This window comes from Luteibacter sp. 9135, assembly GCF_000745005.1.
GTDB lineage: Bacteria > Pseudomonadota > Gammaproteobacteria > Xanthomonadales > Rhodanobacteraceae > Luteibacter.
In genome coordinates, this window is sequence record NZ_JQNB01000001.1 from 4,267,273 (window position 1) to 4,282,900 (window position 15,628).

17 protein-coding genes are annotated in these 15,628 nt (G+C 66.9%); 6 read left to right on the forward strand and 11 right to left on the reverse strand.

All coding sequences use genetic code 11. The features are described from left to right. Window positions 1–10: 10 nt before the first annotated feature. From alr to FA89_RS18180, 9 genes are all read right to left on the reverse strand, one after another. On the reverse strand, window positions 11–1,099 hold the full coding sequence (alr, locus tag FA89_RS18140; RefSeq protein WP_036142986.1) for an alanine racemase: 1,089 nt from the start codon (window positions 1,097–1,099) through the stop codon (window positions 11–13). A gap of 109 nt (window positions 1,100–1,208) precedes the next feature. Further along, window positions 1,209–2,177, reverse strand: a complete 969-nt coding sequence (locus FA89_RS18145) for a CsgG/HfaB family protein (protein ID WP_036142989.1) — start codon at window positions 2,175–2,177, stop codon at window positions 1,209–1,211. 302 nt (window positions 2,178–2,479) lie between these two features. Next, on the reverse strand, window positions 2,480–3,286 hold the full coding sequence (locus tag FA89_RS18150; protein WP_051938947.1) for an SGNH/GDSL hydrolase family protein: 807 nt from the start codon (window positions 3,284–3,286) through the stop codon (window positions 2,480–2,482). Then, on the reverse strand, window positions 3,267–4,688 hold the full coding sequence (locus tag FA89_RS18155) for a replicative DNA helicase (protein WP_036142991.1): 1,422 nt from the start codon (window positions 4,686–4,688) through the stop codon (window positions 3,267–3,269). Before FA89_RS18155 ends, FA89_RS18150 begins: the two co-directional genes overlap by 20 nt. A 119-nt stretch (window positions 4,689–4,807) precedes the next feature. Then, window positions 4,808–6,028 (reverse strand): alginate export family protein, encoded by a 1,221-nt coding sequence (locus FA89_RS18160; RefSeq protein ID WP_036142993.1) that lies wholly within the window; start codon window positions 6,026–6,028, stop codon window positions 4,808–4,810. Between the two features lie 277 nt (window positions 6,029–6,305). Then, window positions 6,306–6,752, reverse strand: a complete 447-nt coding sequence (gene rplI, locus FA89_RS18165) for a 50S ribosomal protein L9 (RefSeq protein WP_036142996.1) — start codon at window positions 6,750–6,752, stop codon at window positions 6,306–6,308. A gap of 116 nt (window positions 6,753–6,868) precedes the next feature. Beyond that, on the reverse strand, window positions 6,869–7,099 hold the full coding sequence (gene rpsR, locus FA89_RS18170; protein WP_029214018.1) for a 30S ribosomal protein S18: 231 nt from the start codon (window positions 7,097–7,099) through the stop codon (window positions 6,869–6,871). Window positions 7,100–7,114: 15 nt separating this feature from the next. Continuing rightward, window positions 7,115–7,537, reverse strand: a complete 423-nt coding sequence (gene rpsF / locus FA89_RS18175; RefSeq protein WP_036142999.1) for a 30S ribosomal protein S6 — start codon at window positions 7,535–7,537, stop codon at window positions 7,115–7,117. Between the two features lie 195 nt (window positions 7,538–7,732). After that, window positions 7,733–8,059, reverse strand: a complete 327-nt coding sequence (locus FA89_RS18180) for a HesB/IscA family protein (protein ID WP_036143001.1) — start codon at window positions 8,057–8,059, stop codon at window positions 7,733–7,735. 120 nt (window positions 8,060–8,179) lie between these two features. Between FA89_RS18180 and asnS the strand changes: the two genes are divergently transcribed. The 6 genes from asnS to FA89_RS18210 are packed head-to-tail and all read left to right on the forward strand — an operon-like array spanning window position 8,180 to window position 13,441. Further along, on the forward strand, window positions 8,180–9,583 hold the full coding sequence (gene asnS, locus FA89_RS18185) for an asparagine--tRNA ligase (RefSeq protein ID WP_036143004.1): 1,404 nt from the start codon (window positions 8,180–8,182) through the stop codon (window positions 9,581–9,583). Between the two features lie 17 nt (window positions 9,584–9,600). Next, window positions 9,601–10,416 (forward strand): MalM family protein, encoded by an 816-nt coding sequence (locus tag FA89_RS18190; protein ID WP_036143006.1) that lies wholly within the window; start codon window positions 9,601–9,603, stop codon window positions 10,414–10,416. A gap of 3 nt (window positions 10,417–10,419) precedes the next feature. Then, window positions 10,420–10,752, forward strand: a complete 333-nt coding sequence (locus tag FA89_RS18195; protein ID WP_036143009.1) for a hypothetical protein — start codon at window positions 10,420–10,422, stop codon at window positions 10,750–10,752. A 28-nt stretch (window positions 10,753–10,780) separates the two neighbouring features. Next, the gene (locus FA89_RS18200; protein WP_036143012.1) at window positions 10,781–11,569 is read left to right on the forward strand and encodes an SDR family oxidoreductase; all 789 of its coding nucleotides are present in this window, start codon (window positions 10,781–10,783) and stop codon (window positions 11,567–11,569) included. An 8-nt stretch (window positions 11,570–11,577) separates the two neighbouring features. Then, window positions 11,578–13,029, forward strand: a complete 1,452-nt coding sequence (locus tag FA89_RS18205) for an aldehyde dehydrogenase (protein ID WP_036143014.1) — start codon at window positions 11,578–11,580, stop codon at window positions 13,027–13,029. After that, on the forward strand, window positions 13,004–13,441 hold the full coding sequence (locus FA89_RS18210) for a RidA family protein (RefSeq protein ID WP_441295043.1): 438 nt from the start codon (window positions 13,004–13,006) through the stop codon (window positions 13,439–13,441). The genes FA89_RS18205 and FA89_RS18210 overlap by 26 nt, the downstream gene beginning before the upstream one ends. Here FA89_RS18210 and hutG read toward each other — a convergent pair. Together hutG and gorA are read right to left on the reverse strand one after the other, a co-directional pair. Next, complete coding sequence (gene hutG, locus FA89_RS18215) at window positions 13,434–14,213, reverse strand: N-formylglutamate deformylase (protein WP_036143020.1); 780 nt, start codon at window positions 14,211–14,213, stop codon at window positions 13,434–13,436. The two genes, FA89_RS18210 and hutG, sit on opposite strands and share 8 nt — an antisense overlap. Before the next feature lie 17 nt (window positions 14,214–14,230). Then, window positions 14,231–15,592 (reverse strand): glutathione-disulfide reductase, encoded by a 1,362-nt coding sequence (gene gorA, locus FA89_RS18220; RefSeq protein WP_221174343.1) that lies wholly within the window; start codon window positions 15,590–15,592, stop codon window positions 14,231–14,233. Window positions 15,593–15,628 lie beyond the last annotated feature (36 nt).

The following is a 15,628-nucleotide window of genomic DNA, read 5'->3' on the forward strand; positions in this document are numbered from 1 at the left end:
GGGCGGCCCTTCAGGTCTCGTCTTCGACGAACAGCACGCGGCGCGTCATGCCGCAGGTGAGGTCGTAGGAAATCGTACCCGCCGCGGCCGCGACCGTTTCCACGGGGAGGCCATCGCCCCATAGCGTGACGCGATCGCCGGTGCGGGCCGTGGGCACGCCACGCAGGTCGATCGTGATGAGATCCATCGACACGCGCCCGACCAGCGGCGCCGTGCAGCCGTTGATCCGCACCGGCGTACCGGCCGCGGCACTGCGCGGGTAACCGTCGCCGTAGCCGACGGCCGCCACGCCGATGTCCATGTCTTCCGGGCAGGTGTAGGTACCGTTGTAACCGACCCGCTCGCCCTTGCCGACACGGTTGATGGCGACCAGCCGCGTGGCCAGCGTCATGACCGGCCGGAAGCCGAAGTCGTCACCCGTCTTGCCCTCGACGACGGACAGCCCGTAAAGCAGACCGCCGGTACGCACCCAGTCGCCACGCGCATCCGGCCAGCCCAGCACCGCCGCGGAATTGGACAGTGCCCGTGGTCCGGCCAGGCCTTCCGTGCTTTGCCTGAACAAGGCGATCTGCCGCGCGGTATCCTCGTCGTCGAACGCCTCCGACGAGGCGAAATGCGTCATCAGCCCCAGCTCCGGATCGATCGCCGGCATGGCGGACAGGGCCGCGTGAATATCCCTGATCCGTGCGGGGTCGAAACCGAGCCGGTGCATTCCCGTGTCGACCTTGATCCATACGCGCAGGGAGCCGCGTGCCGGATCGGCCCGGGCCAGCCAGGGCAGTTGCGCGTCGTGATGGATCAGCGCGTCGAGGCCCAGCCGCTGCATTTCGGCGATGTCGGAGGGCGTATCGGGACCGGACAGCACCACGATGCGTTGACGATGGCCGGCGGCGCGCAGCCGGAGGCCATCGGCGATGGCCGCCACGGCGAAGGCCTCGGCGTTGTCGCCCAGCGCACGGGCGACACGCTCCAGGCCGTGACCGTACGCATCGGCCTTGACCACGGCCATGACCCTTGCGCTGCCGGCCAGCGACCGGACACGTGCGAGGTTGTGGCGCAGCGCGCCCAGATGGATGGTGGCGACGGTGGTACGGCTCATGGCTCGACGGCGGCATGCCTGGCGGAAGTGACCGCCCAGTCTAGTCGCATCGACCGGGCAACCGTAGGGCACGGGGATGGCGACCCCGGGACAGGGCCGCCATCCGGCGTTACTTGGCCAGGTCGAAATGTTCCGACGAGACCCAGCCACGGTTGCCGTGCTCGTCCTCCACCTCCCAGACCAGGCCGACCTTGTCGCCCGTCGGGTAGACCACCATGCCGGGATCGAGCGAGCGCACCGCCTTGCCCTTCATCGCGGACGTGGCGAACAGGCGCGTCGCGACACGCACCGTGCCGGACTGCCGCGCGTTGGCCGCCGACGCATTGCCCGGCATGCCGCCCATTTCGTTGACGAGCTTGGTGTACGCATCGAGGTAGGCCATGGTGATGACCTGACCGATGGTGGTGTTGGCATAACCGCCGATACCGGCACTGCCGAGGCTCTGGCTACCGAACAGCGAACCGCGGGCGCCAAGGCCGATGTCGTTCTTCTCGCCGTGGCCTTCGGTCATGGCGACCTGCTCGGACGAGCGGACATCCGTAACGGTGAGCACGACGTCGGATGTCTTGGAACTGATGTTGATCGCGCCGACCAAGCGACCGGTGCTGCCACCGATCAGACCGCTGGCTAACGCGCTGAGCGCGCTGCCGCCGGCATCGGCGTTGGCGGAGATGAGGTCGGGCACCATCACATAGTCCGCGGCCTTGACCTGCCCCTTGCCGACGTTGGCGCCGCCGCGCAGTTCGCCGCCCGCTGCCAGCGCCCGCTCGCGCATGGCTGCGCCCATGCCCATGCCGCGGTCGAGCAGCGTGAAGCAGCCGGACTTGTTGATGAACACCTTGATCAGCTTGGTGGGCGAAGGCAACTGCTGCTGGGTCCACCAGTGGACGTCGCCCTCCGGCTCGATCACCGAGATAGTGCCGAGCTTGCGAGCGCAATGGGGAATGGCGGCGACTTTTTCCTCGTGCTGCTTCTGCGTTTTTGCCACGAGCGGATTGGCCGCCGTGCACGCGGAAAGCGAAAGAGTAAGTCCAAGCGCAAGCGACGCCACGCCCGCGTGCCTGATCGAAATGTCCATAGGTGATCCTGTTTTATGCCGTCAAACCAGGGCACGATGCTAGAGAACCGACGGGACGCAGTAAGTCAGTCGATACCCAGAAACAAAGCAAGGTGCTGGCGCGTCTGATGTACGCATGCTTCGGAGGAAAACGCGTCCGCATGCGACGGGATGAAACCTGTCACGGCACGGAAGCGATCGCCGATATTCCATCAGCGCGGCATACCCGAATCCATTGGGCGATGTCTTAAAACAACGTGTCAGGCCGCGAGCCACGCGCACCTTCGTTGAGGCGGCACGAATACCCGGAATCACGGAGCGGGCTACCGTCCGTCACGCACCCCGCTATCGGCCAGCGCCTTCTCGACAGCACGCTCCGCCAGCGGCGACATGACCGCGTATCCCTGTGCATTGGGATGCAGGCCGTCGTCGCTGAGTTCGCGACTGAGTGCGGCGTGGCCGTCGGTCATGGCCGGCGCGTAGTCGAGCAAAACGAGGTGCTGGCTGGCGCAGTACTGGCGAATCCACGCATTCAACGCACGGATGGTCGATGGCGGCCGGCGCAACGACTGATCCGTCACCACCGCATCGTGCACGGGAAGCAACGTCGACAGCACCACGCGGATACCGTGGGCGCGTGCCAGTTCGGTCATCGACGACAGGTTGTCTTCGATCATTCCCAGCGAGGACGCACCGGTGTTGCCGGCGATGTCGTTGGTGCCGGCGAGGATGACCACCACCGCCGGCTTCAGAGCGATCACGTCCGCGCGAAAGCGCACCAGCATCTGCGGCGTGGTCTGCCCGCTGACACCGCGATTGATATAGCCGTGCCCGGGGAAGAATTCGCCCACCGGGCGCCCCCAGAAATCGGTGATGGAGTCGCCGAAGAAGACCACGCGCTTCTCGCCCGGCTTCGGTGGCGGGTAGGTCGCGTTGTCCCGGGCGAAACGCGCCAGCAACGGCCAGTCGTTGAGGCGCTGCTCGATGTCCGCGCGCTGGTCGACGGTGGGATGCTCGGGCAGTGCGATCTGTCCGGCGGCGGCCGACACGCCGGCATACAGGCACATCGACAGCCACGCCGCGGCCGCGATGGCCCGGCGTGGCGCCGGATCAGTCGAACGAGCCCACATACGCATCCGGCGCCCAGTTCTCGAACTTGGTGTAGTGCCCGAGGAAGGCCAGCTTGATCGTGTCCGTCGGACCGTTACGCTGCTTGCCGATGATGATCTCGGCCAGTCCCTTGTCGGGCGATTCCTTGTTGTAGTACTCGTCGCGGTAGATGAACATGATGACGTCGGCATCCTGCTCGATAGCGCCGGACTCGCGCAGGTCGGACATCATCGGGCGCTTGTCGGCGCGCTGCTCCAGCGAGCGGTTCAACTGCGACAGCGCGATCACCGGCACGTTGAGCTCCTTCGCCAGCGCTTTCAGCCCGCGGGAGATTTCCGAGATTTCCGTGGCGCGGTTTTCGCTGTTGCCCGGTACCTGCATCAGCTGCAGGTAGTCGATGACGATCAGGCCCAGGCCATGCTCGCGCTGCAGGCGGCGCGAGCGCGAGCGCATTTCCACCGGCGACATGGCCGGCGTGTCGTCGATGAAGATCTTCGCATCCGACAGCATGGTGATGGCGGAGGTGACGCGCGGCCAGTCTTCCTCGGCCAGGTCGCCGTTACGCAGGTGCTGTGCGTGCACGCGGCCGAGCGACGAGATCAGACGGAAGGCCAGCTGCGACGCCGACATTTCCATCGAGAACACCGCCACCGCTTTCTTGCCGCGCAGGGCGGCGGCTTCGGCGAGGTTGAGCGCGAACGCCGTCTTGCCCATCGAGGGGCGCGCCGCGATGATCACCAGATCGGACGGCTGCAGGCCGGAGGTGAGTTCGTCCAGGTCGGTGAAGCCGGTGGAAAGACCGGTCAGCTGGCCGCGCTTCTCGTATCGCTCGGTCAGCATGCGGAAGGCCTCGCCCACGGCCTCGCGCACCGACACGATGTCCTTCTTGCCGCGCGCGCCGGATTCCGCGATGCGGAACACGCGCTGCTCGGCCAGCTCCATCACTTCCTGGACGCTCTTTCCCTCGGGGCGGAAGCCGTCCTCGGTGATCGACGTGCCGGCGTCGATCAGCATGCGCAGCACGGATTTCTCGCGCACGATGTCGCCATAGGCGCCGATGTTGGCCGCGCTGGGCGTGGAGTTGGCCAGTTCCATCAAATAACTGGCGCCGCCGACCATCTCGACCATGTCGTTGGCGGCGAACCAGTCGCCCAGCGTCACGGCGTCGCACGGCATGCCCTTGTTGGCCAGCTCGTTGATGGCGCGCCAGATCAGGCGGTGATCCTTGCGGTAGAAATCGTCGTCGGTGAGCTTGTCGGCCACCTTGTCCAGGGAATCCGGCGACAGCATCAGGCCGCCCAGCACGGCCTGCTCGGCCTCGATGGAGTTCGGCGGGATGCGCAGGGACTCGAACGCCGTGGGCTCGCGCTCGCGGCGGCGCTTGCGATCGCCGCGATCGCCGCGTTCTGGATTGAAAGACATGGTTTACCTCGTCATGCGTCGGCGCGTGACCCGGGCCCGGGTCGCCGTTCCACCATGATACGCGCCCCGGTCCAGGGCGTTGAGGGGATAAGTCTGTGGATAACCTGTGGGCGAATCCGTCAGCGCGGCGCTTCACCGAAGCGGTACTGCCCGATCAGCCAGAGCTTGCGCTCGTCCACGCCATGGCCCGCGGCCCGGTAATCGCCGAACTGCACCTCCGCCGAGAAACCGTGGCCCAGGTCGGTCAGCACGCCGGCATCCAGTTCGCGGCCCAGCGCCGCGCCGCCCTCGTCCGCGACGAAGTGCCGCAAAGTGACCTGCCAGCTGACCTTTCGGCCGGCATCGACGGAGCCCAGCAATCCGACGTAGCGCTCGCGCAGGCCGCTGCGCGGGATGCGGAAGGCCACCACCCAGCCGTTGAAGGCACGTGCCGCGCCATAGGCGACGTTGATGGCGTTGCGGCCGTTACCGTCCAGCCGTTCCTCACCCACCCGCAGCGACAGCTCGGGCACGCCCCAGGTGGCGTCGATGAGGTGGTAGCCGAGACTGAACCGCGCGGGGTTGTTCGCATAGGCATGCTGCCGCGCCGCGTCCGCCGTCCAGCCCAGGGTGGCGCCTGCGGGCCCCACGGCCGCACTGCCCGTCCAGCGCACGCCGACCGTCTTCACCGACTGGGCTGCCACGGTGTCGTTGCGGACAAAATAGCCGTAGGCGGAGAGCTTGCCGAGGGCCAAGGCCTGGTCGACGTGGAGCAGGTGGGCATCCAGCGTCCATCGGAGCTGGTCACGGTCGTGAAAATCGTAGCCGAGCGTGCGATTGACCCGGCCGAGCCAGTAATAGCGAAGCTCCGCGCCCTGCCAGGCCTTCCAAGTGACGCCGACGCCGTCGAACGACTGCAGGCTTTGCCGCCACGGGTTGTTGCTGACGAAGCGCCCCCCGTCCAGGCGGATGTACTGCCTGCCCGCGCGTACGGCCACATCGTCGTTGCGCCAGGACACCCAGGCGTTGCTGATACCGGTGGAGGACGGGTCCGCCTCGGCCGGATACGGTGTGCGGCGCCCGGAGCCGTCGTCGTACTGCTGGCCGAACAATGACCAGGTGCGACTGGCTTCGCCGTAGGCGCTCCATCCGTTGCCGATCCGCCAGTGATAACCGACCCGCGTGCGCAGGGTGTTGGCATGGCCGCGCTTCGGCGCCCCGTCGGAATGCAGGTTGCTGTAGCGATACCGCGCGTCGATATTGAACGGGCTTTCGACCGGCGCATCCGCGGCCCACGCCGACGCCCCACCCATCCAGCTACCGGCCATGCCGAGGCACGACCGCCACCACCACTTACGCATCCGACGCCTTCCATCCACCCGCGGGACACCCGACTCTAGGTGGCGGCACGAGGCCGGCCAAGGCGGAGCGGATGGTTTACGCGCAAAACGGCGTCGCTACGCCGGTCGCCCTCGGCGAACGGCCGCGACGGCGTGCGTCGGGGCGAGGCGGAAGCCTGAGACATTACGCAATGCCGCACGCCGACGCCTGCCGCGGAAAGCAGGGACCACACGTCGCGCGGCACGAACGAAAACGGGCGCCACAAGGGCGCCCGTCGGGTATCGCGGTAACCGGTGCTTACGCGCCGATGACCTTGACCTTGACCATCTGCTGCACATCGGCGTGGAGGACGACAGTGACTTCGTACTCGCCGGTGTTGCGGAACGGGCCTTCGGCCTGGATCACTTCGCTCTTGTCGACTTCCAGACCCTTGGCGGTCAGGGCCTCGGCCACGTCACGCGGGGTGACCGAGCCGAACAGCTTGCCTTCCGGCGAAGCGTTGACTTCGATGGTGACCTCGGCGCCGTCGAGCTTGGCGGCACGACCCTCGGCACCGGACAGCTGGTCCTTGGCCTTGGCTTCGTACTCGGCACGACGTGCTTCGAACGCTTCGAGGTTGGCGGCGGTCGCGCGAGCGGCCTTGCCGGTCGGGAGGAGGAAGTTACGACCGTAACCCGGCTTGACGTTGACCTTGTCGCCGAGGTTACCGAGGTTCTTCACCTTCTCGAGGAGAATGAGTTCCATGGGTTTTTCCTATCGTTTCGTTAGCACGGGATGGGCCCCATGCAGCCAGGACGGTTGTCCGAAATAAAACGTGTGACGCCGGACGCCCTCCCCTATCTCAGGGAGGGCTACCGCGATCAGACGTCGTGGTTGTCGGTGTACGGCAGCAGCGAGAGGAAGCGAGCGCGCTTGATCGCGGTCGCCAGCTGGCGCTGGTAGCGGGCCTTCGTGCCGGTGATGCGGCTCGGGACGATCTTGCCGTTCTCGGTCACGTACTGGCGGAGGGTGTTGAGATCCTTGTAATCGATCTCTTTGACGCCTTCGGCGGTGAAACGGCAGAACTTGCGGCGGCGGAAGAACTTGGACATGGCTGTGATCCCCGATTAGTCGTCGCTGTCGCGATCGTTGTCGTTGTCGCGACCACCACGGCGGTCGTCGCCGTCGCTGTCGTCGTCACGGCGACGCGAACCCTTCTGTTCGTCCTTTTCCTTGCTCTTGAGGATGAAGGACGGCTCGGTATCGGCCTCGTCACGACGGACGACCAGGTGGCGCAGCACGGCATCGTTGAAACGGAAGCCCGTCTCGAGCTCGTTCAGGGCGTTCTGCGAAACCTCGATGTTCAGCATCACGTAGTGAGCCTTGGCGAGGTTTTCGATCGGGTAAGCCAGCTGGCGGCGGCCCCAGTCTTCGAGACGGTGGATCGTGCCGTTGTCGCCTTCGATCAGCGCCTTGTAACGCTCGATCATGGCGGGCACCTGTTCGCTCTGGTCCGGATGGACCAGGAACACGACTTCATAATGACGCATGGTGACTCCTTGTGGATGCACCCCTTCCGGGGATGGCAGCCTCCCGTTCGTACGGTGAGGCAAGAAGACCCCTCCTTGGGGAAGGGCCAGCCGCCTATTGTAGGGAGAAACCGGGGGGTGTCGCAACCGGGGCGGCGCAGGCGCCTTGTGGCGCGTGTATCGCCGACATCGTCGGCTCCTACGGGGAGGGCGGGGTCAGGCGACGGTGAACGACTCGCCGCAGCCGCATTCGCCGGTGGCGTTGGGGTTGTGGAACACGAAGGAGGCGTTCAGGCCCTGGCGCTGGAAGTCGATCAGGGTGCCGTCGACCAGCGGGAGGCTGGTGGGATCGACCACGACGCGGATGCCGTCGATATCGAGCACCTGGTCCTCGTCGGCGATGGCACCGGCCAGATCGACCACGTAACCGAAGCCCGAGCAACCCATCCGCTTGACGGAAAAGCGCACACCGGCGGCCTGCGGCGCCCGGGACAGGAAGCTGCGCATGCGTTCGGAGGCGGCGGGAGTGATCTGGATGCTCATGAGTTCGTTTTACCGTGGTATACCCGGGAACGGTGCCGTTCACCCAACCCTTACATTATCATGCAAGGTCGTGTCCTACGCGCCATCTTAAATGCGGCGCCTTTTCCGGAGTTTCAATCGATGACGGTGGTAAGCGTCAAGCAGGCCCTCGCCGGCGGCACGGCCGCAGGCGAACACGAGGTGACCGTCCGCGGCTGGGTGCGCACCCTGCGCGAGTCCAAGGGTGGCCTCTCCTTCGTCAACGTGAGCGACGGCTCCTGCTTCGCGCCCATCCAAGTGGTCGCCACGACCGATCTCGCCAACTACGAGACCGAGGTGAAGCACCTCTCCGCCGGCGCCGGCGTCATCGCCACCGGTCGGCTGGTGCCCTCGCAGGGCAAGGGCCAGGCCTTCGAGATCCAGGCCACGCGGGTGGAAGTCACCGGTTTCGTCGAGAACCCGCTCACCTACCCCATCCAGCCCAAGCAGCACTCGATGGAGTTCCTGCGTGAGGTGGCCCACCTGCGCCCGCGCACCAACCTGTTCGGCGCGGTGACCCGCGTGCGCCACACCATGATGACGGCGATCCACCGGCTGCTGACCGAGCAGGGCTTCTTCTGGATCAACACGCCGATCATCACCACGTCCGATGCCGAAGGCGCCGGCGACATGTTCCGCCTGTCCACCCTGGACCTGGCCAACCTGCCGCGCGACGACAAGGGCGGTATCGACTGGCGCAAGGATTTCTTCGGTCGCGAGGCCTTCCTTACAGTGTCCGGGCAGCTCAACGTCGAGGCCTACGCCCTGGCCATGAGTAAGGTCTACACCTTCGGACCCACCTTCCGCGCCGAGAACTCGAACACCACCCGCCACCTGGCGGAGTTCTGGATGGTCGAGCCGGAGGTGGCCTTCGCCAACCTCGACGACAACGCCGACCTGGCCGAGCTGTTCCTCAAGGGCATCTTCAAGGCGGTGCTGGACGAGCGCCAGGACGACATGGCCTTCTTCGCCGAGCGCGTGCAGCCCGATGCCATCACCCGGCTGGAGGCGTTCATCGCCAAGCCGTTCGAGCGCATCCAGTACACCGAGGCGGTCGATATCCTGCAGAAGTGCGGCAAGAAGTTCGAGCACCCGGTGGCCTGGGGCATCGACCTGCAGACCGAGCACGAGCGTTACCTCGCCGAGGAACATATCGGCCGTCCCGTGGTCGTCATGAACTACCCCGAGGAAATCAAGGCGTTCTACATGCGGCTCAACGACGACGGCAGGACGGTCGCGGCCATGGACGTCCTTGCACCGGGCATCGGCGAGATCATCGGCGGCGCTCAGCGAGAAGAGCGGCTGGATTACCTCGATCGCCGCATGGACCAGTTTGGCCTCGATAAAGACGTCTACAACTGGTATCGCGACCTGCGCCGCTACGGCACAGTGCCGCACGCCGGCTTCGGCCTCGGTTTCGAGCGCCTGCTGGTGTACGTCTGCGGCCTGGCCAACATCCGCGACGCCATTCCCTATCCCCGTGCCGCAGGAAGCGCCGAGTTCTGACGAGCTTCCCCAAGACTATGCCCCCAAATGCCCTACGCCCCCTGTTGATCGCCGCGGCCCTCTTCGGCCTCGGCGCCTGCCATACCATCGGCGCCATCGTGCCGCCCAACTTCCGCCCGCCGGAGAAGACCACGGCGGCCATCGACGCGGCGCGCAAGACGCTAGAGGCGGCCACCCCCTGCTGCGGCAGCTTCGCGGACCTGTCCTACCAGGACATGCTGCCCTGGCAGCCGCAGCGCTTCGAGCTGAGCAAGGACAGCCCGGTCGCCAACCTCAATGGCGACCGCAGCTACTTCCTGGCCTTCCGCCTGCCCACCGGCGCCCAGCTGCCCTACACGATCGCCATGAAGTCCGAGCTCAACGGGCGCTGGCTCAGCTCCAGCTACTTGTTCGCGCCGACGGTGGTGCTGCTGGACGACGCCTTCCAGCCGCTGCACGCCGAGGACATCCAGCTGTGCGAGTACATGGGCTGGACCAACGAGACCACCGGCGCGTTCGGCAAGTTCAAGGTCGAGGACGACAAGGCCCGCTACATGGTGGTGTATTCGTCGGCCAAGCAGCAGAAGGACCAGACCTACTGGGAACAGTCGCCCAGCAGCTTCTCGGCCGAGGCGCCGGTGAAGATGAGCTCGGCGGGCAGCTTCAAGATCCCGCACGGGCCCGACGGGGTGTTGTTCCTCGGCATGCAGAACGACACCTACAAGCGGGCGATCAACAACGCCGTCTGCTCGAAGGCGTCGCAGGGTAACGGCGTGATCTCGACGATCCGCAGCGTGGTCACCACCGACCTGCTGGGCACCGACGAGGCCAAGAAGAAAGACAAGGACAGCTGACCCATGTCGATCCCGGTCATGCTCTACCTCGCGCTGTTGCTGGCCGCCGTGGCGTTCTTCCTGGTCCATTTCCTCGCGCAGTGGCGCTTCACGGCGATCCTCCGCGCCCGCTATCCGGACCAGTGGAAAACCATCACGGAAGCCGACACCGGCCGGCCCAACGGCATGGCCAACTGGCTGCGCATACGACGCGTACTGCGCTCGGATGCCCCGGCCCTCTTCAACGACGACGACCTGAACCGCTGGCAGGCCTGGTGGCGCCGTGCACCCTGGCTGGCCTGGCCGTGCTGGGCGGCGGCGATGGCGTTACAGTGGTGGGCCTCGCAACAACGCTGATGCTCGCCATCCCACCGAGGGAGTTCGCATGGATCTTCGCCTCACCGGTCGCCACGCCCTGGTCTGTGGCGCGTCACAGGGTATAGGCCGCGCCACCGCCTTCGAACTGGCGGCACTGGGCGCCAGCGTCACCCTGCTGTCGCGCTCGGCAGACACCCTTGCCGCCCTGGCCCGGGAACTGCCCGCCGGTCAGCCCGGCCAGTCGCATGAGCCCATCGCCGTGGACATGCTCGATACCGACGCGTTGGCCGCCGCCGTGGCGCGCATCGTCGGCCTGCATGCCGTGCACGTGGTGGTGAACAACAGCGGGGGCCCGCCGCCGGGGCCAGCCTCGACCGCCACCCCCGACGACTTCCTCACCGCCTTCCGCCAGCACCTGCTGGCCGCGCAGGTGGTGACCCGGGCATGCCTGCCGGGTATGCGTGCCGCACGCTACGGGCGCGTGGTCAATGTCATCTCCACGTCGGTCAAGGAACCGATCCCCAACCTGGGCGTTTCCAACACGGTGCGTGCCGCCGTGGCGGGCTGGGCCAAGACCCTGTCGTCGGAAGTGGCGCACGAAGGCATCACCGTCAACAACGTGCTGCCGGGTTACACGCGCACGCCCCGCCTGGAGGCCCTGGTCGAAGCCAGCTGCAAGGCGGGCCGCAGCCGTGAGGATGTGGAACGCGGCCTGCTGGCCAGTGTCCCGGCGGCGCGCTTCGGCGATCCGGCCGAGGTGGCGGCGGTGATCGCCTTCCTCGCCAGCCCAGCGGCCGGCTACGTCAACGGCATCAGCCTGAGCGTCGATGGCGGGCGCACGCGCAGCCTGAACTGACGGCACGCATGATCGTCCTGGCCAACTTCATCGACGGCACATCGCGTGCGCCCCACGGCGGGGCCTACCTCGATGTGGTCGATCCCGCCACGGGCGCCGTGTTCGCCAGCTGTCCGGACTCCGATGCCGCCGACGTCGCCGCCGCAGTGGCTGCGGCCGAACGGGCCGCACCGGGATGGGCCGCGACACCGGCCGACGTCCGCGCCGCCTGCCTGTCCCGTCTGGCCGACCTGGTCCAGGTGCGCCTGGATACCTTCGCCACCGCGGAATCGCAGGACAGCGGCAAGCCCGTCGCCCTTGCCCGCTCGCTGGACATTCCCCGCGCCATCGCCAACCTGCGCTTCTTCGCCGCGGCCGCCACGCAGTGGAGCAGCGAGTCGCACGGCATGGCGCACGGCGCCATCAACTACACGCTGCGCCTGCCGCTCGGCGTGGTCGGCTGCATCAGCCCCTGGAACCTGCCGCTCTACCTGTTCACCTGGAAGATCGCCCCGGCGCTGGCCGCCGGCAACACTGTGGTGGCCAAGCCGTCGGAGGTGACGCCCTACACGGCGTGGCTGCTGGGCACGCTGGTCACGGAGGCGGGCTTTCCGCCGGGCGTGATCAACATCGTGCAGGGCACGGGCGCCCGCGTGGGCGAAGCCATCGTCACGCACGAGGCGGTCAAGGCGGTGTCCTTCACCGGCAGCACGCGCACGGGCACGGCGATCGCCAGTGCCGCGGCGGCCCGGTTGAAAAAAACGTCGCTGGAACTGGGCGGCAAGAACGCCACGCTGGTGTTCGACGATTTCGACTTCAGCGACGCGGCCATGGCCACGCTGGTGCGTTCCGGGTTCGCCAACCAGGGCGAGATCTGCCTCTGCGGTTCGCGCCTGCTGGTGCAGCGGGGCATCTACGAACGTTTCCGTGCGGCCTACCTCGATCGCGTCCGGGCCCTGCGTGTCGGCGACCCCGCGGATGACACCAGCGACCTGGGCGCACTCGTCTCTCGCGCGCACTTCGACAAGGTCATGGCGTGCATCGAGCGCGCCCGGGCCGATGGCGGGCAGGTGCTGTGCGGCGGCCATCGCGTCGCTGTGCCCGGCCGCTGCGCCTCGGGCTGGTTCATCGCCCCCACCGTCATCGAAGGATTGCCTGCCGAAGCAGCCGCCAACCAGGAGGAGATCTTCGGCCCGGTGGTCACGCTGCTGCCGTTCGACACGGAAGACGAGGCGTTGGCGATCGCCAACGGCACGCCCTACGGCCTGGCCGCCTCGGTGTGGACCCACGACGTATCGCGCGCCCATCGTGTCGCCGCCCGGCTGGATGTCGGCATCGTCTGGGTGAACTGCTGGATGCTGCGCGACCTGCGCACGCCGTTCGGCGGCACCCGGCAATCCGGCATGGGACGCGAGGGCGGCGTGGAAGCCATGCGTTTTTTCACCGAGGCCAGGAATGTCTGCATCGACCATGGGCACTGAGGGCATCCATACCGCGAACGCACCAGGACCGGTGGGCGCCTATCCCCATGCACGGCGCGTGGGGCCCCTGCTGTTCCTCTCCGGCATCGGCCCGCGCCGGCCCGACGACAACAGCATCCCCGGCAACGTCGTGGATGCCGATGGACGGCTGCTTCGCTACGACATCGAAGCGCAGTGCCGACAGGTGTTCGCCAACGTGCGCGCCGTGCTCGAGGCCAGCGGTGCCCGCTTCGAGGATCTGGTGGACGTTACGGTGTACCTCACCCACATGGCCGACGACTTCGCCACGTACAACCGGCTGTACGCGGAAGCGTTCGCCGGCGTGGATGCCTGCCGGACCACCGTGGAGGTGACCGCGTTGCCCACGCCCATCGCCATCGAGCTCAAGTGCGTGGCGGCCGTGGTCAGCTGACGAGGCAGGCCTCGAGCATCCCGCCGATCAGCGTCTGCACGCCCGCGGCCTGGCGCGGCAGGTATTCGAACGAGTCTTCGTCCATGTAGTTGATCTGCGCCAGCTCCAGCTGGATCGCGTCGATGCCCTTGTCCGGACGCCCGTAGTGACGCGTGATATGGCCGCCCTTGAAGCGTCCGTTGACTGCAAAGGTGTACTCGTCCTGCGCCTGCAGCAGGTCGACCACGCGCTGCTGCAGCGCGGGCGAGCAACTGGCGCCATCCGCCGTGCCCAGGTTGAAATCCGGAAGGCGACCTTCGAACAGCATGGGCACCTGGCTGCGGATGGAGTGCCCTTCCCACAGCACCACGCGCCCGAACTGCTTGCGCAGCCGGGCGATCTCGTCGCCCAGGGCCTGGTGGTAAGGCTTCCACCAGCGGGTGACACGGTCCGCGATCTCCGCGGCATCCGGTTCCGCGCCCGGCCGGTAGATCGGGCTGCCGTCGAACATCACCAGCGGCGCCAGCCCGGTTTCGGCCTGGCCCGGGTAAAGGGCGTGCCCATCCGACGGACGGTTGAGGTCGACCACGTAGCGCGAGGCGAACGGCTTGATGATGCTCGCGCCCATGTTCCGGGCGAAATCGTACAACTCGGCCACGTGCCAGTCCGTATCCACCGATCGTCGGGCGCGGCGTTTCATCCGCGCGCCGATGTCGTCGGGAATGGCGCTGCCGTTGTGCGGCAGGCTGATCAGGAGCGGCGCGTTGCCGCGATGCAGGGTGTACGGAATCATGGGGCCAGTGTAAACGCTCAACCGGGTACGCGGTCACCCATGGTCACCATCTCTTCCGCCGACGTGGGATGGATGGCCAGGGTGGCGTCGAAGTCGTCCTTGGTCGCACCCATCTTGATCGCCACGGCAAAGCCCTGGAGGATTTCGTCGACACCCGGGCCGAGCATCTGCAGGCCGACGATGCGGGCGTCCTCGCCCACACAGATCAGCTTGAACCGCACCATCATCGGACGCTGCGCCAGCGCCAGCTGCATGGGCACGAACGACTGCTTGTACAGCTGCACGTCGTCGCCGTACGCGTCGCGGGCCTGCTGCTCGGACATGCCGATCGTGCCGAGCGGCGGGTGCGAGAACACCACGCTGGGCACGTTGCGGTAATCCAGCCGCGCGTTCGGTTTGCCGCCGAACAGGCGGTCGGCCAGCTTGCGCCCCGCCGAGACGGCCACCGGTGTCAGCGCCAGCCGCTGGGTCACGTCGCCCACCGCATACACGCCGGGCACGGACGTGTTCTGGAAGTCGTCGACCTCGATATGGCCCTGCCCGTCCGTATGCACGCCGATACGGTCGATGTCGAGTGAATGGGTATTCGCATGACGGCCGACGGCCCACACCAGCAGATCGTATGGCCCGGGGTGGTTGCCCCGGTCGCAGTCAAGCATCAGCACGCCGTCCTTTTCGTGCACCGCGTCGATCTGGCACGTGTAGTGGATGCCGATGCCATGCTTCTGCATCTCCTCGCCCAACTGGTAGGACATCTCCTCGTCGAACTCGCTCATCAGGCGGCCGCGGACGTATAAGTCCACTTCGCTGCCCAGGGCGCGAAGCACGCCGGCCAGCTCCACGGCGATGTAACCGCCGCCGACGATGGCCGTGCGCTTCGGGCTTTCCCGCAGGCGGAAGAAACCCTCCGAGGTGACACCGAGATCGAAACCAGGCTTGTCCAGCGTGTTCGGCGTGGAACCCGTGGCGATGACGATGTGCGGCGCGGTGAGTTCGCGCTCGCCGGCCAGGATGCGGTCCGCGGCGAGAAACCGAGCGCGCTCGTGCACCAGGGTGACGTGCGCCTTGTCCAGCGACTGCCGGTAGCTGCCATGGATACGCTCGATGTAGGCGTTGCGCCGGTCGATGAAACGCGGCCAATCCAGGCGGCCCGGCGTTTCGTGGAAACCGTAGTCCACCGCGATGCACTGTGCCTCGGCCATCTGCGCCGCGAACCACATCGCCTTTTTCGGCACGCAGCCGGCGTTGACGCAGGTGCCACCGAGTTCCACCGGCTCGACCAACGCCACCCGGGCGCCGTGTTTCCCCGCCCGGATGGCCGTCGCGAGGCCTCCCGAGCCGCCGCCGATGACGATGAGGTCGAAAGCTTCCATGGTCATACGGCGCTCCATCAGGTCAAACCCGGAGGCTAGCCA